Annotated in this window: 20 protein-coding genes and 1 pseudogene; 14 read left to right on the top strand and 7 right to left on the bottom strand. The window is 49.7% G+C overall.

Features of this window, described 5'->3' with window-relative positions:
* Positions 1-6 precede the first annotated feature (6 nt).
* From nuoH to nuoK, 4 genes are all read left to right on the top strand, one after another.
* On the top strand, positions 7-1125 hold the full coding sequence (gene nuoH / locus VB741_RS00465; RefSeq protein WP_323363163.1) for an NADH-quinone oxidoreductase subunit NuoH: 1119 nt from the start codon (positions 7-9) through the stop codon (positions 1123-1125).
* Positions 1126-1129: 4 nt separating this feature from the next.
* On the top strand, positions 1130-1747 hold the full coding sequence (ndhI, locus tag VB741_RS00470) for an NAD(P)H-quinone oxidoreductase subunit I (RefSeq protein WP_323363164.1): 618 nt from the start codon (positions 1130-1132) through the stop codon (positions 1745-1747).
* A gap of 81 nt (positions 1748-1828) precedes the next feature.
* Entirely contained in the window at positions 1829-2437 is a 609-nt protein-coding gene (locus tag VB741_RS00475; RefSeq protein ID WP_323363165.1) for an NADH-quinone oxidoreductase subunit J, read from the top strand.
* Positions 2438-2480: 43 nt separating this feature from the next.
* Positions 2481-2786: an NADH-quinone oxidoreductase subunit NuoK gene (gene nuoK, locus VB741_RS00480; RefSeq protein WP_323363166.1), complete on the top strand. Its 306-nt coding sequence runs from the start codon at positions 2481-2483 to the stop codon at positions 2784-2786.
* Positions 2787-2935: 149 nt separating this feature from the next.
* On the opposite strand, the gene VB741_RS00485 is transcribed toward nuoK, so the two are convergent.
* Together VB741_RS00485 and VB741_RS00490 are read right to left on the bottom strand one after the other, a co-directional pair.
* Positions 2936-3283 carry a c-type cytochrome gene (locus VB741_RS00485; protein ID WP_323363167.1) on the bottom strand — a complete coding sequence of 116 codons (348 nt, stop codon included), beginning with the start codon at positions 3281-3283 and terminating at the stop codon, positions 2936-2938.
* 113 nt (positions 3284-3396) lie between these two features.
* Positions 3397-4467, bottom strand: a complete 1071-nt coding sequence (locus VB741_RS00490) for a D-alanine--D-alanine ligase family protein (protein ID WP_323363168.1) — start codon at positions 4465-4467, stop codon at positions 3397-3399.
* 504 nt (positions 4468-4971) lie between these two features.
* On the opposite strand from VB741_RS00490, the gene VB741_RS00495 reads away from it, so the two are divergent.
* Complete coding sequence (locus tag VB741_RS00495) at positions 4972-5313, top strand: hypothetical protein (RefSeq protein WP_323363169.1); 342 nt, start codon at positions 4972-4974, stop codon at positions 5311-5313.
* Between the two features lie 74 nt (positions 5314-5387).
* On the opposite strand, the gene VB741_RS00500 is transcribed toward VB741_RS00495, so the two are convergent.
* Positions 5388-7028: a TolC family protein gene (locus VB741_RS00500; RefSeq protein ID WP_323363170.1), complete on the bottom strand. Its 1641-nt coding sequence runs from the start codon at positions 7026-7028 to the stop codon at positions 5388-5390.
* Here VB741_RS00500 and VB741_RS00505 point away from each other — a divergent pair.
* Complete coding sequence (locus tag VB741_RS00505; protein ID WP_323363171.1) at positions 7015-7326, top strand: hypothetical protein; 312 nt, start codon at positions 7015-7017, stop codon at positions 7324-7326. The two genes, VB741_RS00500 and VB741_RS00505, sit on opposite strands and share 14 nt — an antisense overlap.
* Before the next feature lie 158 nt (positions 7327-7484).
* Here VB741_RS00505 and VB741_RS00510 read toward each other — a convergent pair whose 3' ends face one another.
* Together VB741_RS00510 and VB741_RS00515 are read right to left on the bottom strand one after the other, a co-directional pair.
* Entirely contained in the window at positions 7485-8852 is a 1368-nt protein-coding gene (locus tag VB741_RS00510; protein ID WP_323363172.1) for a TIGR03279 family radical SAM protein, read from the bottom strand.
* A gap of 111 nt (positions 8853-8963) precedes the next feature.
* The gene (locus VB741_RS00515) at positions 8964-9869 is read right to left on the bottom strand and encodes an undecaprenyl-diphosphate phosphatase (protein ID WP_323363173.1); all 906 of its coding nucleotides are present in this window, start codon (positions 9867-9869) and stop codon (positions 8964-8966) included.
* Positions 9870-10407: 538 nt separating this feature from the next.
* Between VB741_RS00515 and VB741_RS00520 the strand changes: the two genes are divergently transcribed.
* The 6 genes from VB741_RS00520 to VB741_RS00545 all read left to right on the top strand — a co-directional run bounded on the left by VB741_RS00520 (position 10408) and on the right by VB741_RS00545 (position 15974).
* Positions 10408-11109 (top strand): DUF3120 domain-containing protein, encoded by a 702-nt coding sequence (locus VB741_RS00520; protein WP_323363174.1) that lies wholly within the window; start codon positions 10408-10410, stop codon positions 11107-11109.
* Between the two features lie 270 nt (positions 11110-11379).
* Positions 11380-12405 carry an adenylate/guanylate cyclase domain-containing protein gene (locus VB741_RS00525; protein ID WP_323363175.1) on the top strand — a complete coding sequence of 342 codons (1026 nt, stop codon included), beginning with the start codon at positions 11380-11382 and terminating at the stop codon, positions 12403-12405.
* Between the two features lie 122 nt (positions 12406-12527).
* Positions 12528-12944 (top strand): photosystem II complex extrinsic protein PsbU, encoded by a 417-nt coding sequence (gene psbU / locus VB741_RS00530; RefSeq protein WP_323363176.1) that lies wholly within the window; start codon positions 12528-12530, stop codon positions 12942-12944.
* Between the two features lie 178 nt (positions 12945-13122).
* The gene (nadB, locus tag VB741_RS00535; protein WP_323363177.1) at positions 13123-14799 is read left to right on the top strand and encodes an L-aspartate oxidase; all 1677 of its coding nucleotides are present in this window, start codon (positions 13123-13125) and stop codon (positions 14797-14799) included.
* A gap of 442 nt (positions 14800-15241) precedes the next feature.
* Entirely contained in the window at positions 15242-15544 is a 303-nt protein-coding gene (locus tag VB741_RS00540; protein ID WP_323363178.1) for an NfeD family protein, read from the top strand.
* Positions 15545-15551: 7 nt separating this feature from the next.
* Positions 15552-15974 carry a hypothetical protein gene (locus tag VB741_RS00545; protein WP_323363179.1) on the top strand — a complete coding sequence of 141 codons (423 nt, stop codon included), beginning with the start codon at positions 15552-15554 and terminating at the stop codon, positions 15972-15974.
* A gap of 266 nt (positions 15975-16240) precedes the next feature.
* On the opposite strand, the pseudogene VB741_RS00550 reads toward VB741_RS00545, so the two are convergent.
* Positions 16241-16861 (bottom strand): annotated as a pseudogene (locus VB741_RS00550) (DUF255 domain-containing protein); the annotation flags it as partial.
* Between the two features lie 97 nt (positions 16862-16958).
* On the bottom strand, positions 16959-17567 hold the full coding sequence (locus VB741_RS00555; RefSeq protein ID WP_323363180.1) for a hypothetical protein: 609 nt from the start codon (positions 17565-17567) through the stop codon (positions 16959-16961).
* 293 nt (positions 17568-17860) lie between these two features.
* Here VB741_RS00555 and VB741_RS00560 point away from each other — a divergent pair, with 293 nt between their 5' ends.
* Complete coding sequence (locus tag VB741_RS00560; protein ID WP_323363181.1) at positions 17861-18973, top strand: S-layer homology domain-containing protein; 1113 nt, start codon at positions 17861-17863, stop codon at positions 18971-18973.
* Positions 18974-19096: 123 nt separating this feature from the next.
* Entirely contained in the window at positions 19097-19741 is a 645-nt protein-coding gene (locus VB741_RS00565; protein ID WP_442786260.1) for a DNA-3-methyladenine glycosylase I, read from the top strand.
* Positions 19742-19777: the final 36 nt, after the last annotated feature.

Below are 19777 nucleotides of genomic sequence, written 5' to 3' on the forward strand. Positions count from 1 at the left end.
TTGGGTATGAGTTCTGGAATCGACCTGCAAGAGAGCTTCATTCAAATACTCATCTCACTGGGGTTATCCCCAGCTTTGGCTAAATTACTTTGGCTGCCGCTACCAATGGCGCTGATCCTAATCGCCGCAACAGTTAGTATTTTTATCGCCGTTTGGCTAGAGCGTAAAATTTCTGCCGCCGCCCAGCAACGTATTGGTCCTGAATATGTTGGTCCGCTGGGTGCACTACAAGCAACGGCTGACGGCGTCAAATTAATTTTTAAGGAAGACATTAATCCGGCCCAGGCGGACCCAGTCCTATTTACCCTAGGGCCAGCCATTGTCGTCATCCCGGTATTTGTCTCTTACCTGGTGGTGCCCTTCGGGCAGAACATGGTGATCACAGACTTAGGCATTGGCATTTTTCTATGGATTGCCCTCTCCAGTGTCACCCCCATTGGCCTGCTCATGTCTGGCTATTCTTCCAACAATAAGTACTCCTTATTAGGAGGTCTCCGGGCAACAGCTCAATCCATTAGCTATGAGATCCCGCTCGCCCTAGCTGTACTAGCCGTGGTGATGATGTCTAACAGTCTCAGCACCATAGACATTGTCAATCAGCAAGCCAGCTACGGCATTCTCAGCTGGAATATATGGCGACAGCCCGTCGGGTTTGTCCTGTTTTGGATTGCCGCCTTAGCAGAGTGCGAACGGTTACCCTTTGACCTACCGGAAGCCGAAGAAGAAATTGTCGCTGGTTATCAAACTGAATATGGCGGCATGAAGTTTGGATTATTTTACGTCGGCTCCTACGTCAACTTAGTGCTATCGGCCATGATGGTATCGGTACTCTACCTAGGTGGCTGGAGTTTTCCCATCCCCATTGAAGTCATTACCGCCGGTCTAGGCCTTAGCGAATCCACGCCATGGCTACAGGTCATGACTGCTGCCCTGGGGATCATGATGACCCTACTCAAGGCTTACTTCCTCGTCTTCTTAGCCGTCCTGCTACGTTGGACAGTCCCCCGCGTCCGCATCGACCAGCTCTTGGATTTAGGCTGGAAGTTTTTACTCCCAGTTGCCTTAGTCAATCTACTGCTCACAGCGGCACTCAAGCTCGCGTTCCCATTTGCGTTTGGAGGGTAAAACAATGCTCAACTTTCTCAAGCAGGTTGGCGACTACGCCAAGGAAACCGTCCAAGCCGCCAAATATATTGGTCAAGGGCTATCGGTCACATTTGACCATATGAAGCGTCGCCCCATAACGATTCAATATCCCTATGAAAAATTGGTGCCCTCTGAGCGGTATCGCGGTCGCATCCACTTTGAGTTTGATAAGTGTATTGCCTGTGAAGTCTGTGTCAGGGTATGTCCGATTAACTTGCCAGTGGTGGATTGGACCTTTGACAAAAGTACGAAGAAAAAGACATTAGACCATTACAGTATTGACTTTGGTGTTTGTATTTTTTGCGGTAACTGCGTTGAATACTGCCCCACCAACTGTCTCTCCATGACCGAGGAGTATGAGTTAGCGGCCTATGACCGGCATGAACTGAATTACGACAACGTAGCCCTCGGTCGTCTGCCCTACAAAGTCACAGATGACCCCATGGTCACCCCCATGCGAGAGTTGGCCTATCTACCCAAGGGAGTGATGGACCCCCATGAATTACCAGCAGGATCACGCCGCGCTGGTAAACTACCTGAAGAGATCTTGGCTGAATTAGAAGCCTCTAAAACAGCTAAGGGTGATGAAACAACAGATTAATCGTTGGCTCAGCTCAGTTAGTGTCTGACCAACCCCTGATATAACGCAAAAACCACAGCAGCCCACACAATCGGAGTAGCAGTGAACTTAGCAGAAGGCGTACAAATCGTTTCCCTAGGCATCCTTGGTGTATTGATGCTAGTCTCCGCCCTGGGGGTGGTTCTACTTTCTAATATCGTCTACTCGGCATTTTTGTTGGCCCTGGTCTTTGCCAGCATTTCAGGACTTTACGTCTTGCTCAATGCCGGTTTTGTCGCCGCCGCCCAAATATTGGTCTATGTCGGTGCCGTCAATATCTTGATTCTTTTCGGTATCATGCTGGTGAACAAACGGGAAGATTTTCAACCCCTATCCAATGCATGGATTGGCAAAGCAGCAACCGCTGCCGTTTGTACCGGGCTATTTACCTTACTTAGTTCTATGGTTCTGGCCACACCTTGGCAACTATCCTCAGCCATTCCTGCCGGGGAAGCCGCCATTGAGATCATTGGCCAGCATTTCTTCAGTGACTTTCTACTGCCATTCGAACTAGCCTCTGTGCTGCTGCTGATTGCATTAGTAGGGGCGATTATTTTGGCCCGTCGCGAATATGTGCCCGATGATGAGCCGGAAAATGAACAAAAGGTTTTGACATTAAGGGAACGTCCCCGGGAACTGGTGGCTGCGGGTAACGACCCCCAGGACAAATAAACATATTGGCATCAAGCGATCTTTAGGAAGAAGCGGGGTAACTATGCAACTAGAGTACTTTTTGATTCTTGCGGCTGCGCTTTTCTGCGTAGGCATCTACGGTCTCGTCAGTAGCCGTAACGTCATTCGAGTACTGATGTCCATTGAACTGATGCTGAATGCGGTGAATCTCAATTTAATGGCGTTTTCAAATTACTTGGACCCAGCTGAAATTAAAGGACAGGTGTTTGCCGTATTTGTCATTACCATTGCCGCTGCTGAAGCCGCTGTAGGACTGGCGATTGTCCTGTCGATTTATCGCAACCGCGACACGGTGGATATGGAACAGTTTAATTTACTCAAATGGTAGTTTTTTAACCTGGGCCTATTGCTCTGGTCTTGAAAGAAACGCATGAATCAACCCATAAAACGTCCAAGGGGGCAGGCTAATGTAGCCTGCCCCCTTGGACGTTTTATGGTGTTAAGCCGATTGTGTTAACGCATTTTGGCCCTAGACCACTATTCTGGCCAACCCTTCTCAGATTGAGACTTCACATAGGCAGCAACATCAGCAATGGCTTTATTGCTAATGCGTCCCTGAAAAGAAGGCATGGCCCCTCTACCATTCGCAACCTGATAAATAATGGCATCAACATTATGCTCTGAGCCGTAGTTAAACAGATAATCCTCAAGGGCCTCCTGCTTTAGGGTCTGGGAAGACGATACGGCGTTGCTACCGCCCACGTGGCATATAGCACAGTTTTTAGTAAAGACTTGCTTACCTGCAGCCACATCCCCGGCATAGGCAGGCATCGCAAACATAACAGTTGCAACGATTGCCAAGATCGCGGTCACAATAGCTCTCATGCTAGATACTCCTCTCAAAAAACTAAAGCGTGTTGATCAAAAACCAGCGAAAAACTAGCCTATTACCAATATAGAGAGGGTTTTGGCGATGTCCCGAGCTAGGGTGAGACATCTTACATTTTTGTAATGCCAGTTCCCGTACGTTCTAGTCCCAGTTGAATTAATCGATCAACCAGTTGCTCAAACGGAACGCCAGAGGCTTCCCACAGAGTGGGGTACATGCTGGTAGCCGTAAAGCCTGGGAAGGTATTAATCTCATTGATAATCACTTCCCCTGTCGCTTCTATATAGAAAAAATCTACCCGTGACAGGCCTGCCCCATCAATGGCTTGGAACGCTTGAATTGCCTGTTCTTGCACCATGGCCACAATCTTCTCTGGGAGCAGTGCTGGGATGGCTAAATCGGCTTGTCCACTGGTGTATTTAGTTTCGTAGTCGTAAAAATCGGCATTAAAACTAATTTCGCCGATCACAGACGCTTGGGGATGATCATTGCCCAAAATGGCGCATTCGATTTCCCGAGCCACCACCCCCGCCTCCACGATGATCCGGCGGTCATAGCTAGCAGCGCTGTCCAAGGCCGCTTCTAGCTCTTTGCGATGCTTGGCCTTAGCAATCCCTACGGAGGAACCTAGATTGGCAGGTTTGACGAAGCAGGGGTAGCCCAGGGTAGCTTCTATGTCGTCACACAGCTTGGGGAAAATACAGGGGTTGGAATAGACTTGCGATCGCAAAACCTCCATATACTTCACCTGGGGTAATCCCACCTGGGCAAAGGCAGACTTCATCGCCAGCTTATCCATGCCCACCGCTGAGGCTAAAACACCACAGCCCACATAGGGCATTTGCATCAGTTCAAATACCCCCTGCAAAGTCCCATCCTCACCATTCGGACCGTGGAGCACAGGAAACCAAATATCGATCCCATTCACAGCTGACGGTATGCGCGTTGTCGGCTCTACAGGAATCCCGTCCTCAACCACCAACGAGGTCCCCGATGTCAGCACATCCTGGGCATCCATCACCCACACTCCATCCTTACGGATATAGACAGGCACTACATCATACTTCTCAGCATTTTTTCCCAGGCCTAATGCTCGGGCAATTGCCTGAGCAGAAAAAATAGATACCTCATGCTCTCCAGAGCGTCCACCAAACAATAAGCCTACGCGCATCTTTGCCATTGAATCGGCCTCTTTATTCATCCCAAAACAACGCCTGTTACTGAATCTAAGGTTCATATTAAGGCGTTTATCGATCCCAGACCTCACCCACCCACAGCAAAATCTTGACCACCGCATTCATCGACAGATACAAAATGGCAAAAAAAACTCCTAGGCCCCAAAAGGGCTTAGGAGTCAGACATCAGGGTGCATCTACCAGTTCACTGTCCAGCCTATTAGCCCCCAAATCCGGACAAAGTTCCCATACCCCACCGTCGGATACACAAAATGGCAAAAAAAGACTCCTAGGCCCCAAAAGGGCTTAGGAGTCAGACATCAGGGTGCATCTACCAATTCACTGTCCAGCCTATTAGCCCCTCAATCCGGATAGAACAACGGGCCAACTTAAGAGCAACTATCCGTCACCATGTCCGACAAAGCAGCATCAAGATTTCAGCAACCCAGTGTCAAAAAGCAACAGGACCAGAGATAATGCCAAAGAACCTTTGACCTTACTCGCGATCTGTGAAGTATTTTTTCTTGTCCGACGGCTGGACAACCGGCAGAGTATGGGAGTTTGGCGGCCTGTGGAACGAAATTGCCTGGCAGCGCAAACCAATCATGAATAGGCTAAGTCTCTACATAGAAGAAGCCACAGAAAAACTGTGGCTTTACCAGGTCGAAGACGACGTGCTGATGGTGGAGGTACTCGCCGAAGGCGAAACCGCTACCCCCATTGGCCAAGTCGTCCTAAAACGTCTAATCACCGCTGACCAGGTAATAGAAAAGTTATGTAGCAGCAATGCAGCGGTGACCACCAATCCTGAACTTGCCGCCGTAGCTCGGCAACAGGACAGCCCCCTATAAGGCCCCCATCAACCTCATTCCCATAGAGCTCAGCCCCATGGCCACCCCTACATAACCCTGATGTAGCAGTACACCTATAACGTCGACCGTAAGTTACTCACAGCCCGCCGCAGGGAAGCCAGGGCCCGATTGTAACCCAAGGCAGCACTGACCCAGTTACCTTCAGCCTGGGTCAGTTCTGAGGTGGCCGTCAAGACATCTAGCTGCGTTCCTACGCCAGCCGCTTCCCGTAGCTTAGCCAATTCCAACGCCTGGGCCGCCTGGTTAATAGCTGTGCTCGCTGTCCTCACATTGTCTTCATTAGACCGCAGGGTAAAGTAAGCCTCTTCCACCTCAAACCGCACCTGATCCAACGTTTCAGAAAAACGTTCTTCAGCAATATCAGCATTCAGCTCCTGCTGCAGTGCCCGAGACCTGGCCGCACCACCATCCGCCAAAATCATATTAAAGCGGGCACCAAAGTTATACGTGTCGGAAGAATTGTCCAACAAGTCACTCCAGCTATAGTTAGCAAACAAACTCACCTGAGGTCGATTAGCCGCTCGGGCGGCTCGGGCCCGCTGAGTACTAATTTCCCGTTGCACCAACTGTTGCTCTAGTTCCACCCGACCTTGAAAGGCCAGAAGAATACTGTCCTCTAGGGTCAGCTCCCACCGTTCATAGCTAGCATCCCAATTCTCTGGAGCGGGAACAGGCATGGCGTTGATATTTAGAGTGGATGGTAAATTCAGCAACCGGGCCAGATTGCGCCGAGCAATCCGCTGGTCTGCCTGGGACTGCACTACCGCTTGCTGAGCATTAGCCAATTGCACGTCCGCCCTTAAGACATCAAACCGAGTACCCACACCTTCCTGTTGACGCAGGGAATTATCCCGCTGGTTACGTTTGGCTTCTTCGACAAACGCTTGATTGATGCGAATCTGCTCACCACTCTCCTGCAGATCGTAGTAGAGACTCGTTGTCTCTAATCTCAGGGCTTCACGACGACGGTCAACCTCAAGTTCACTCAAACGTACTTGTTCTTCCGCTGCCCGCACCGTCGCCAGTCGTTGACCCGAAGTGAATAGATCGTAACTAACTCCCACAGTTGCATCCAACGTGGTGTCAATACCATCGTTACCAACCGAACCAAAAGCCGTTTGAGTACTATTTTCCTCTTGGGCGGTCAGGTCAGCCGAGGTAGTCACCACCGGAGCATAGGCCGCGCGGGCCTCTGCCAACTCAGCTTCTTGCTGTTCTAACTCTAATAAAGCAACCTGTAGATCTTGATTATTAAAGTACGCCAACTCAATGGCTTCTTCGATGGTGATGGTCCGTTCATCACCTGCGGGTAAGGCCACCTCCGATTCCACCGTAGGTACAGTCAATGGATTAGGATCCGCTAACAACTCCGCAGGCGGCAAGTCGCTTGTATCAAGTAAATCTCCAGGGGCAGTAGAGGGTGCTTGCCCCGTCTCAGGAACAATTTCCCCTGTTTCGATATCAATCGGAAGTGTTACAGGAGCCTCATTCCCAGGTAGTGCATCCACCTGCTCATCCACAGGCCCATCAGCGGATTCGTCCTCAACCTGCGGCGGAGAATTTTCATCATTATTAGCCGGCTCATCCTCTGGCAAGTTGGGGAGCTGGGTGAATTGATTCAGTTCCGCCAGTAAGAAACTATCCTGCGCTGCCCCCAACCGAACGGACTGATCCGTAAGAGTGGATGATGCCACACTAGCTATAGCCGCAGGCACAAACATATCTGACCGTGGCAAAGCCTCCAAAGTTGAGGCTTTAGTAACAGACGATACTTCACCTGTTGCTAAAGCCTCAACTGATTTGTCAGATGCTGATGTAAACGGCGTGATGGTGGATATGAATACGCTACTGTTTGAATCATCCATTAACACCTTAGCCATGGCGGGGGCTGGAAGGGCGGACAGTACTCCGCTAAAAACAGCTACCTGGACTAAGAAAGATTGGTTGATGTATCCCATAGTGTTTGCGTCAATCGATAGCGAATTGCTTTAGTGAGTTTATTCACCAAGCGAGTCAACAAGACTGCTCGGCAGGACATCTAAAATCCTTGCAATGACAGGATATCTAAATCTTCGTAGATAATGCTTTCAATCCATGTTTTACAAAATCAGGCCCTCAGCTAGAATCGTCCAAATATCTTGGAATCACACTCATAGCGAAGGTACACGATCTGATCGGATACAAGTCTGCAACAGCCCATCAATGTCATCTACAGGCAAAACGGAACACTGTAGTTGAGCCATCAGATCTGCTAAAGACATATCGTCAAGAAAATAGGTATCGTCAGGTGTACCATGCTGGCCTCGCTTCAACATCAGAGAAGGCAGTAACAGGCCATCGCCTAGGTCACACCCTTTTAGCTTGCCTAAAATATCGTAACCCGTGAGCAACCCAGTGACCGTAATCTCCTGTCCCCAATAGTCACTATTTAAAGCAGCCATTTCAACAGTCAGCCCCTGGACCTGATTGAGTCGATTAACAATCGGCTCAAATGCTTTCTCCACCGCATTGCCAACTACCCAGGTTAAGCATTTGGGATGCTCAATACTGAGGGGCAATTGCTGGGCAGCCGTCTCAAACTGCTTAAGAAATAGGCGAATGGACCCCACACCATTGCCAATTTGGGGATAAGTTTCATAGTGGGATTCCGGCGGTAGTGGCTGCTGAGCAATTAAAAACCATTCGTCTGCTAGCCAAGTAAATGTGGAGGCAACGTTTTGTTTGAATTCAGTCTGGAGAGCCTGTACTTGGGCAATGACCTCCTTGGCTTTGTCCACGGTCACAGGCAGGAGCTCATCTGCAGTGGGCCGAAAGCGGGTCAACCCGACTGGGACAACGGCCACTGACGCCACGGCAGGCGTATCCCCTGTGTGAAACTGAGCCAAATCCCGTAGGGTGCGTTCTAAATGAGGGCCATCATTTATGCCAGGACATACAACGACTTGGGCATGAATCTGTAAACGATGCTCTTGAAACCATTGAAGCTGCTCTAACAGCAGTCCAGCTCGAGGATTTTTCAGTAAGCGCTGCCGCACCCCCGGCTCAGTGGCATGGACAGAGACATACAGGGGAGACAAACGTAGCCGAGCGATGCGCTCCCATTCGGCTGGGGATAAATTGGTCAGCGTCAGATAACTGCCATAGAGAAAGCTCAGGCGATAGTCGTCGTCTTTAAGATACAGAGTATCGCGATTACCAGGGGGCTGCTGGTCGATAAAGCAAAAGGGGCAACGGTTGTTGCATTGGATCAGCCCATCAAAAAAGGCGCTTTCAAATTCCAATCCCAGATCTTCATCACAGTCCTTTTCGATCTCCACCGTGTGGACCTGGCCAAACCCATCTAAAACCTCTAGGGTCAGCCATTCATCGGCACAGAGAAAACGGTAGTCAATGAGGTCACGGGGACGCTCACCATTAATAGACACCAAGCGATCGCCAGGTTCAAAGCCTATGTCTTCGGCAATGGAATCGCTAAGAACCGTGGTAATGACAGCCGGCTGGATAGACGCAGTACGCATAGACCATGGGGCTAGACAATTACTTCATCATACTTAGGGAAAGGGATACTGAGGAAAAGGCCTTGCTGATCCTCAGTATCATTTAATGCAGCTCACTATGACTAGAGGTTACTAGACGTTTTGAATGGTTTTAGTGGCCAGGCCCACGAGAATAGCGACACCAAAGGCAAGACGATACCAGACAAATACCCAGGTGCTGTGGTTTCTGAGAAACTTGATGAGCCATGCGATCGCAAGATAGGACGAAATCACCGCCGCAATCAGTCCCCCCACCAAGGGGATTAAACTAGAGTCGCCCACGGTGGCCATCTCCTCCAGCAGCCCCTTCAGCTCCACCAACCCCGATATCAAAATCGCTGGTGTACCCAAAAGGAATGAAAACCGCGCTGCGGTATCTCGCTCTAAGCCCAAAAACAAGCCAGTTGTCAGCGTAGCGCCCGAGCGTGAAACCCCAGGGACCAAAGCCAGGGCCTGACCAAGTCCAACACCAATGCCGTCCCACAAATCCAGCTTCTCAAAATTTCGCTTGCGAGTTCCCACCGCCTCAGCCACCCCCAGCAGTAACGCCATCACAATAGAGGTAATGGCAATTGCCGGGGTACTACGAATCACGGACCCCTCATACTGAGCTTCGAAGAACATCTTGATCAGCATGCCGCACAACACGATGGGAATCGAGCCCAGAATAATACCCAGGCCCAGACGAAACTCTGAAGACCGATAGCGCTTTGCCAAGGTCGCACTGATCATATTGCGAGTCACCGTGGTCAAATCGTCCCAGAAGTACCACAAAATCGCCGCCAAACTTCCCAGCTGAATGACCGCCGTAAACGCCACACCCGGATCTCCCCAACCAAGGGCTACGGGCACAATTTTGACGTGGGCCGTGCTACTAATGGGCAAAAATTCCGTTAATCCCTGAACAAGGCCAATCACAATGGCTTGAAATAAATTAATTTGTGCTGCTTGGCTCGTAGGCGATTGGGCCAAAAGCTCAAATGATTGGCAAACAAACATGAATAATGCTCCAAAGCTTAAACGCTATCAATCGGGGCTAATGTAGCTCTTCCATCAAGGACACGCCCCATCTGCCTCTAAATCCTGATGGCATCATCCGGCATCAACCCATGGCAACACGAGTCGACCTTCGACCAGAGTCATAAATGGCAATCTAAGTTAAGTCGAGAACCCGACCCTAGACAGTCAAAATACATCGTACAAAGAACAGATGTATTAATAACTAGCCCTACTTACATTGCCACTGAGGACCAATCAAGACTCAAAACTACATCCAAAGAAAATATGGAAATTCAATATAAATCAAACTTATATTCGCTAATCTGTATTTCGCTAATCTATATTTCGACGTGGAAATTAGATTACAGGGTTCACCGCGTATTTTTTTTGAATACTTTTACATTTCCAAACGATTTACATAAGCCAATAACATTTAGGTCGCTATTTATTAAGCTACTGTTCCTGAGCGACCCAATTAGCATGTTATGTTAACAATAATTAACCTTTCTCAGAATTCAACCGAATTCATCAGGCAGCATTGCTATCCGAAACTTCGCCTCAACCCAAACTTACTGAACGGTTAACTGTCACGTCTGAGCAGCCCCAGGCCTCTCGACTGCATACATTCCTAGCCTCGGCATTCCTGGTTAGTGTGCCCGTATTTATTCAAGCCCCCCTGGTGCGACTTCAGCCCTGGGTGAGTTTATCCATAACTTTAGTCTGGCTACTCAGCGGTTTATCCATGTTGCGCCAGCCAGCCCTCAAATTTTGGGGAGATTTGGCCCTAGGTTTTACATGGACATGGCTAGCAGGCAGTCTTTACTGGGGATGGCTGAGGCAGAACCCCTATGTCCATTTGCCCGTTGAGGCGATTGGGTTACCCATTGTTATTATCTTTCTCAGCCAGAATCGCCTTAAAATCGGCAGTTACTTCTACATCGGCTCCTTACTAGGCACCGTTATCACTGACCTTTACTTTTATTGGGTTGACCTCATTCCCTATTGGCAACAGGTCATGCAGGTGGAGCCGTCTGCTGCAGGCGATGTACTTCAAGCCGCATTGAGACAAATTTCCAACCCTATCGCCGCCGCACGTGCCCTACTACTACTGACTGTTCTGGTGGTGCTGGGCATAATGTCTATAAAATCGACCCAAGTCTACTGGTGGGCATTTTCCGGTGCAATTGTGAGCACAATTTTAGTAGACGCCCTGTTCTTAGTAGCCGCCATGGTTGCCTAGTAGTCGGCAATCTGGCAGGAACATCCCACCGATTGAGCCGATCCATGCACCCAAGACCTATTGACAATTGGGAACGTAGGCCACAAAGTATGCTGCTAGAAGCAATTCCTATGGGAAATAGTGATAACGTATGAAGCTTCTACCTACTATTTAAAAGATCAGCGGTATCCTGGATAAAACAAGCAATAAATAAGCACAAAGGCTATAGTGCAGTTAGGAACTGTAGCGTTAAGGTATAGGACATAGGCTGACTCGGACTGTCGAGGTATAGTGTTATTCCCTGAAAAAACTCCACAAGTTGGGCCTTACCTGGTCCTCAAGACAGATTCAGGTCAACGTCATTTATCGTTGATTGGTAACAGCTGCTGGACTATTGGACGCAGCGACGATAATAATTTTGTTCTGCCCGATCGTTGGATTTCCCGAAACCACGCCATGCTCCAGTTCATGGAAAGTGGGGAATTTTATTTGATCGACTTAGGCAGTCGCAATGGCTCCTTTGTTAATGGCCGGCGAGTCAGCGTGCCCGTCACATTGCGAAATGGCGATGCCCTAACATTTGGCCAAACTGAACTACAGTTTTATTGCCCCGCGCCTAAAACCGTTAGCACTAATAATTCTGGCGTCAATTCCCACGACTCTACAGCTACCGCCACACTGCATGTACGCCGATTAATTTCGGTCATGGTGGTGGATATTCGTGACTTTACTGTAATGACTCGGCAGATAGACGAAAATATTCTGTCCGAAGTGATTGGCACTTGGTTCCGCCATGCAGGGAACATCATTGGTGAATATGGTAGTTGGGTCGATAAGTATATCGGCGATGCTGTCATGGCTGTGTGGATCCATGGCACCCAAGAAGTCAAGGCTGAAGAAATGCTCAAAATCAGTCGTTCCATTAGCGCCCTGAACGACATGACCCGCCAACTCCATAAACAGTTTCCGTTACCCTTTCCCTTGCGGGTGGGGGCGGGTGTAAACACGGGTTATGCCATCGTGGGCAATACGGGCACCGGAGATCGACCGGACTATACCGCCCTAGGTGATACGGTTAATGCTGCATTTCGCTTTGAAAGTTCCACCAAGCAACTGGGTCTAGACGTTGCTATCGGTGCAGAAACTTACAAGTACTTGAGTCAGTTAGGGGCAAACGAACAAACATTCAAGCGCTATTCGGCGATGCTCAAGGGATATGACAAGCCCTTAACCACCTATGCTTGTACGTTTTCGGACTTAGATCGATTCCTGATTAGCTACGATCGCAAGGCCTCAGTACCGGTTCAGTCGTCCTAGGATGAACCTTTTGCGTAACGGTCCGCAACGGATTATTCCCATTACTCAACATTGGCACAGCGAAAGTGATACGCTTCTGATTAATGCTGTGTACTAGATTTAAATAAATCCGGCGGAGAGAGATGAAACGATTCTTTGGCCTATTAATGGCGTTTGGACTGGTATTGGGTACTTTGGTGAGCAGCGCTCAGCCTGCTGCTGCAGGTCTGCTAAATAGCGGTACGTTACTGGTAGCAGAAACTACGTTGCCCCGTAACGCAATTGACGACAAGCTCACGACGGAGTACAGCTATAAGCTAGACGTCAACAATACAAACGTAGCGGCGTTTAGAAAGTATCGGGGACTATATCCAACGATTGCGGGCAAAATCGTTCGGAATGCTCCCTTTGAGAACCTAGAAGATATTCTGGATATTCCTGGCCTCAGTGATGTCGAGAAATCTCGGATTCGTGAAAACATGGATGTTTTCAGCATCTCACCTCCAAACCCTGCATTGGTTGAGGGTGATGACCGCTATAACAATGGTGCTTACAAGTAGGCTCTATTTGGGTTTAGTTATGCGCCCTGGGCAAACTGGCATCCCATGCCACCTACTCAGAGTTGAACATTAGGTTGAACGTTAGATAGTTCGCTAATATCTCAATTCTTTGGCATTTTCTAGATCCACCATTGCTCTTGATAGAGTGGTTTAATCCCTCTGTCAGGAGCAATTTTTATTGGCGTACTCCTCTCCGTCTACTTCGACCCTGCCGTCACAGTTTGATGTTTTAGTGATCGGTGGTGGGGCTGCTGGCCTTTATTCAGCTCTATGTTTACCGGCAACACTCCAAGTCGGTTTGATTACGAAAGATACGCTGTCCATATCCGCTAGTGATTGGGCTCAAGGGGGGATTGCTGCTGCGATCGCACCCGACGATGCGCCCGAGTTCCACATTACTGACACCCTCAAAGCGGGAGCCGGACTCTGTGACCCCCAAGCCGTAGAAGTACTGGTCAGAGAAGCTGGAGACTGCATCCAAAACTTGACCCAGATGGGAGTTGCCTTCGACCGCACAGGTGATCAGTTAGCCATGACGCTAGAAGCCGCTCACTCCCGGCGGCGAGTGCTCCATGCCGCTGACACCACTGGGCGCGCCGTAGTCACCACCCTGGCAGACCAGGTCCTCCAGCGAGATAACATCCATGTCTTTAACCAGGCCCTGGCGTTAGAACTATGGATGGATGAAGAGGAATGTCGAGGCATACAGCTTGTATACGCACAGCAACTGCTCTGGATACAAGCCAAAGCCGTGGTCCTCGCCACCGGGGGCGGCGGACAAATTTACTCCCAGACTACCAACCCCGCTGCTAGCACTGGCGATGGGGTGGCGATGGCCTGGCGAGCGGGCGCTCAACTGCGAGATCTAGAATTCATGCAGTTTCATCCCACCGCTCTCACCACAGCAGGAGCCCCGCGATTTTTAATTAGCGAAGCTGTCCGAGGAGAAGGGGCCCATCTGGTCGATAGTAGCGGCAGACGATTTGCCTTTGACTACCATCCCGATGGGGAATTAGCCCCTAGGGACGTGGTGAGCCGGGCAATTTTTAACCATTTGCAAAAAACACCTGGGGAATCCGTGGTCTATCTAGACCTGCGCGTCATTGAGCCTGAGCAAGTACAACATCGATTTCCCAACATCATTCGTAAATGCCAAAAGTGGGCAGGGATTAACGTTTTTGAGACACCCATTCCCGTCTCCCCCGCCGCCCATTACTGGATGGGCGGTATTACCACCAATCTGAAAAGTCATACAACGATTCGTCGCCTATACGCCGTAGGAGAAAATGCCAGCACAGGAGTCCATGGTGCCAATCGACTCGCCAGTAATTCATTACTAGAATGTCTGGTATTTGGAGCACAGCTAAAGGAACTGAAGCCAGAACCATTAGCCCCCGTGACGATTACTCCAGGGTTTGTGCCTCTGGAGTTAGGCCCAATGGCAGAGTTCAATACCACCATGAATTGGCTCCATGAACATCGCACCGCCATTAACCAACTCGTTTGGCAAAGCGCAGGAATTTCCCGTGAAGCCACCCAGATGACTGCCGCATTAAACAAACTAGAAGAATGGCAAACTGAATTTGACGCGCTACCCTTCACCCAGACAATGCATAACACCAGTGGGTATGAGCCGCGCCAGCTGCCCACTCCACTGACCTTTGAGCAGCTACGTCTGTGGGCGGAAACCCAAAATTTATTAACAGTGGCCACCTTAGTGCTCAAAAGTGCCCTCTTTCGTACAGAAAGCCGTGGTGGTCACTATCGTAGTGATTACCCCAAGCCCGATCCCAAGTGGCAAGTTCATACACTAGTACAGGCAGAGTCTGTCTTCACGTCATCTCCCGCCCTCTAAACACAGCTATCTAGCTCTAGCACCACCATCAAAACCACCAAAAGAATCTGGTGGTAACATTGTGTTGAATGCTGGTCGCCAGCTCAAAGTAGGGCAAATCAAAATATAGCTTTGCGCATATAGTTCACAACATAGGTGATCGCTGAAAACGATAGATAACTACACAGCTCACCAGGAATAGAATTCACCGCTTAATGTAGAGTTCGATAGCGATGGCGATACGTCCCATCTATTCCTGCCTTGGGTATTAGAAACACGCCCATACTACGCCAGCAAACCAATCGCCACAAGCTTTATCACTCGCTTCTGTAAGTCTTAGAAGATTTACCCCTGGCAATATTGCAAAGAAATATAAACACAAGCCGCAGCCACCGCATCAGCCACCGCATAAAAATTTTCTGGTTATATGGTTGAGCCATACCAAGTTTCGGAGGCTCACGCCATGGTTGGTTGTCAACGCACCTCGCTACGGTATAAGTATCTTTCTCCAGCGCCAATGTATTTTCCTTGGTTGGACGACGATCAATCGGAGCATGAGGCTGTTATTGAAGACGTCTTGAAACCTGGCAAAGCATGGCGCGTACGTTACAAGGCGAGCTTTTGGAAAGCTTGCTCTAACCATGCCGATCTCGATTTACTCCCGCAAGATACCGTCCATGTGATTGGGCGACAAAACCTGACGCTCATTATTCAAGCACCACAAGGCAGCGCATTCTCCTCCATCACCCCCCATACAATCAGGTAGTATTACCATGAATAAGCCCCCTGAAGCTAACTCCCAAAAAAGTCTAAGCAACAACTCCCCAGAAGATCTCTTTGCTTTTCTAAAATGCCCAAAATGCAAAGGGCAAACCTTCATGCAAAAGAGTTCTACCTTTTATAAATGTTATGCCTGCGACGCCTCTGCTGACGTCGAGAATGGAACGATATGGAACAAGGTCACCACGCCAGAACTGCTGAGATCAGAGCAGCCTCAAAATCAGAAACATCTCCTTGCCTCTCGTCGAAAAGTCACCGTTCCAGCCAAAGAACTATCTGCGGGCAATTTTTTCAGAAGTTTTTCTGGCATGGTTGTTCTCTCTGTGATTTTGATTACCTTCCTCTCCATTCTGTCATCTGAGAGAGTAGAAAATGCAACAGAATATCCAGTCCAGACATATCAGCACAGCCAATGAACCCATACTGGACGAAGTCTTGACCCAGCATGGTATGCCAGCTTTTCTCATGAGAGAAAGTATGTTAATGGGGAAATTTTCCTATTTTTTTAGCGCTTACAGGTACTCTCTCCGTTGGCTATTGGAAAGTTGGGTTAACATGTCCTGGTAGGAATTTGCGGTCTCTTTGCAGGTTAAACCTTGACAGACTAGACCAACGCACCCTGCTGGCAAATTTGGCTCGATCCCTAAAATATTTGTGCAGGATTTAATAAGTCTGTGGGCTCCACCAGGCGCACGGAGCGCAAAGCGCTGAGGCCGTAAGGAATCATCGGAAAACTGGTGCCTTGTCCAGATGGCATCAGGAGCTTGGCACTGGCGGTCAGGCCCCGCTCTAGCAGTTCGGCACTGAGGTTGTCATCGGCGGGTAGCAGCGTAGACTGCTGCAGGGTTTTTAAAATCTGGGATTTGACGGCACCGACTTTAGGCTGATCGGTGTCGTAGAGGTGGCGCAGGATTTCCAGTAATTTCAGAAAGCCAGGCCGACCATAACGGGGCTCAACGGGGAAATAGGTACCACCGTAAAAAGGAACTAGATCGTCGGGGGATAGGAAAATATTTAGGGGCCAACCACCTTGCCCTACCAGCATCTGCAAAGCTTGCATGTAGATGCTATCGAGGTCAGGGCGTTCTTCCCGATCAACTTTGATGGGCAGGAAATGGGCATTGAGATAGGTTGCGATCGCACCGTCCGAAAACGCCTCCCCCTCCATCACCGTGCACCAATGGCAGCTGGAATAACCCACCGACAAAAAAATCGGCTTATCCTCACGACGTGCCGTCTCTAAGGCTTCATCACACTAGGGCCACCAGTCAATCGGGTTATGGGCATGTTTGCGCAAATACAAACTTTGGCTTTGCGCGAGTCGATTTACCGTAGATCAAGGGCCACCAGTAACACCCACGAGTCTATCAAGATTAGTCCTGCCGCACTTAAGCAAACCGCTAGGAACACCCGTCAACCCAGGTCACTGCGGGCAACTGTCCGGTACGAAACTGGGTGATCTTACCCTGGGGATCCGCCTCAAACACTAAGCTGTATAAGTTGCTCCCAGCAGCAGCAGGCGTCAACGTCAAAGAGGTACCCTCCGTATAGGGATTGGGAGTCACCTCAATCTGCCCATCATAGGCGGATGCCACTTCTTCAACGGTGGAGCCAATCCCCAGGCCGCTAACAGTCTTAATCGGACTCCCTGGCCCAATGTCAATGCGAATCACCTGGTCGTTGATCACCATCACACCAATGCCATCAATCGGCGCAGTCGGCCCATCTTTCTGGGCGTCATAGACTTCTGGCAAATAATACTGACAAACCTCTGATTGGGCTAGGGGAGACACCACAAAGCTGATCTGGGCAGCATTCGCAGCTTCTTGAATAGTCATGCCCAATCGGACAGAGCCTAGGCCACCCACAGACACCACTTCTTTATGAATCGGGTGGGTGGTATCTAAACGCTGCTGCACCCGATTAATCAGAGCATCAACGGCGGTGGCCCTAGCCATAATGTGGATCACCAGTGCGGAAACTGGTTGTAACGTGGGCAGTTGCGCCATGGAGGCACAACTACTCAAACCAAGCGCAGGTAGGATAGCTAGTAATAATCGCCGGGGGCAGCGGACTAGCACAGAGCTGAATTGGGGCTTTTTAAAGGGTGAAATCATTGGTCAAAAAGGCGATGGTCCGATAGTGGCCCACCTTAAGGAAACAAACACTTACTTAAGAGCCTAATAGAAAGAATAATTTAGAAATGTAAGTAATAACGCTTAATTGAATTCTTTTCTGCTTTATCTTGATAAGAGAAATATGTTATTAACACCATCCTTCTATCAGGTATTAGGAGTCTACTGTGTCGCAAATTCCATCTGACCAAAGTAGTAATAATCGCCGTCGCCAAGGGGTGGACTATGACGAGCTAATCGCTATGTTCATAGCCTTTCTAACGTTGGGCAGCGTCTTATTTTGGGGATTAACCCGTTCAGGAATGAACCTGTTTGGCCAAGAAGGATTGTTTGATGCAGACGGAGCCCCCGCGCTGATTGGCACGGTAGACAGCGATAGCCGACTGGATAGTGCCGATGAACTAGTGGTAGATGCCATTCCCTCTGAGGATGATGGCCTTGGCTTCGGTGCCGCCCAGGTCGTCGGTGCCGCAGGTGCCGGTAGCATCGTGGCAGACCTCGGCAGCTCTGCCGAGGGTGCCAAAGTCATTGTTAGCCAGCCCTCGACACCAGCCGCTATCAACACTGTTCCTGCCGCTCCGGAAGAGCCGCCCAAGCAAATAGCTCAGCCTGCGGCAGAGCCTGAGACACCAGCCGCTCCCGTTGCTCCACCCCTGGAAGTAACCCAGGCAGCTGTGGTTTTTTCAGATGTGCCCGATGGCTATTGGGCTAAGCCTTACATCGATGCCCTCAGTGAGCGGGATGTATTTGACGGTAACATCGCCGATGGCGTAGCTGGGGGTAACACCTTCAAGCCAGATGAACCCATTAGTCGAGCCCAGCTAGCTATGGCCATCGCCAAAGCGTTTCCCTTATCAGAAGACGAAGCGGCCATTGACTTTTCCGATGTAGCCACTGATTTTTGGGCTCTAGACGCCATCAACGCTGTAGTCAAAGGCGGCTATATGAATGGCTTTCCCGATGGTAGCTTTAAGCCTGATCAGCCAGTGCCCCGAGTTCAGGCCCTAACCGCGATGGTGACCGGCAGTAAGGCCACCGCTCAAGGTAATGCGGCAGAAATCGTTAAACGTTATGGTGATGCCGCCGATATCCAAGGATGGGCAGTCCCCAAGATGGCAGCAGCGACCCAAGCTGGCTTAGTGGTGAATCACCCTGATCTAACCAAGCTAAATCCTAACCAGCCTGCCACTCGGGCCGAAGTGGCAGCCATGATTTATCAGACCTTGGTCGCCCAGAAGAGAATTGCAAACATTGGCGGGGAATATATCGTCCAGCCCTAGGTATAGCAATCTACTGCAGACTTTAAGCCGATTGCGCCGCACATAGCTGTTGCTATCTATAGCTTTCAGCGCTTACCTAGGGTGTAAACTATGTGCGCAAAGCTGATAGATAGCTCAGGCAATATGGTGGACAGCTGTAATGGGGATTTAGCGGCCGGTTTAATTCTTGGTCCGGATAACAAAGTGCGCTGCTGGTGGCCTGGTGAGGATGCTCAGTATTTGAGCTACCACGACAACGAGTGGGGGTATCCGGTTGGAGATGACACTAGGCTGTTTGAAAAGATATGTCTGGAGGGATTTCAGGCGGGTCTGAGCTGGCTGACGATTTTGCGTAAGCGGGATAATTTTCGAGCGGCCTTTGCCCAGTTTAAGTTTGAGACGGTGGCCCGCTACACGGAGGCGGATGTTGATCGTCTGCTTCAGGATGCTGGCATTGTGCGTCACCGTCGCAAAATTGAATCCACCATCAACAATGCCCAAAAAGCCTGTGATTTGGTAGATCAGTGGGGCTCCCTGGCGGCCTATTTTTGGCAGTATGAACCCACCGAGCGCCCTCATAGATTCGACTACGCTGCCCTATCGCAGCTGAGTAAAACACCGACATCCATAGCCCTCAGCAAGGATTTAAAAAAGCGGGGCTGGTCATTTGTTGGCCCCACCACGGCCTATGCCTTTATGCAGGCCATGGGCCTGGTGAATGATCACCTAGAAGGCTGTTGTATGCGCCCATCAGCGGAAGCACGGCGGATTTCCTTTGAGCGACCGTGAAGTTGGATAAGTTTAAGGTGTAAATCTTGAAATTAT

The organism is Leptothoe sp. PORK10 BA2 (assembly GCF_034932105.1).
GTDB lineage: Bacteria > Cyanobacteriota > Cyanobacteriia > Phormidesmidales > Phormidesmidaceae > Leptothoe.

Coding starts and splice junctions, on each gene's coding strand:
- VB741_RS00540 (WP_323363178.1), top strand. CDS start 15,242: ATGGTTGGTTGTCAACGCACCTCGCTACGGTATAAGTATCTTTCTCCA.
- VB741_RS00545 (WP_323363179.1), top strand. CDS start 15,552: ATGAATAAGCCCCCTGAAGCTAACTCCCAAAAAAGTCTAAGCAACAAC.
- VB741_RS00565 (WP_442786260.1), top strand. CDS start 19,097: ATGGTGGACAGCTGTAATGGGGATTTAGCGGCCGGTTTAATTCTTGGT.
- nuoK (WP_323363166.1), top strand. CDS start 2,481: ATGCAACTAGAGTACTTTTTGATTCTTGCGGCTGCGCTTTTCTGCGTA.
- VB741_RS00515 (WP_323363173.1), bottom strand. CDS start 9,869: ATGTTTGTTTGCCAATCATTTGAGCTTTTGGCCCAATCGCCTACGAGC.
- VB741_RS00485 (WP_323363167.1), bottom strand. CDS start 3,283: ATGAGAGCTATTGTGACCGCGATCTTGGCAATCGTTGCAACTGTTATG.
- ndhI (WP_323363164.1), top strand. CDS start 1,130: ATGCTCAACTTTCTCAAGCAGGTTGGCGACTACGCCAAGGAAACCGTC.
- VB741_RS00490 (WP_323363168.1), bottom strand. CDS start 4,467: ATGGCAAAGATGCGCGTAGGCTTATTGTTTGGTGGACGCTCTGGAGAG.
- VB741_RS00510 (WP_323363172.1), bottom strand. CDS start 8,852: ATGCGTACTGCGTCTATCCAGCCGGCTGTCATTACCACGGTTCTTAGC.
- VB741_RS00555 (WP_323363180.1), bottom strand. CDS start 17,567: ATGGCGCAACTGCCCACGTTACAACCAGTTTCCGCACTGGTGATCCAC.
- psbU (WP_323363176.1), top strand. CDS start 12,528: ATGAAACGATTCTTTGGCCTATTAATGGCGTTTGGACTGGTATTGGGT.
- nuoH (WP_323363163.1), top strand. CDS start 7: ATGAGTTCTGGAATCGACCTGCAAGAGAGCTTCATTCAAATACTCATC.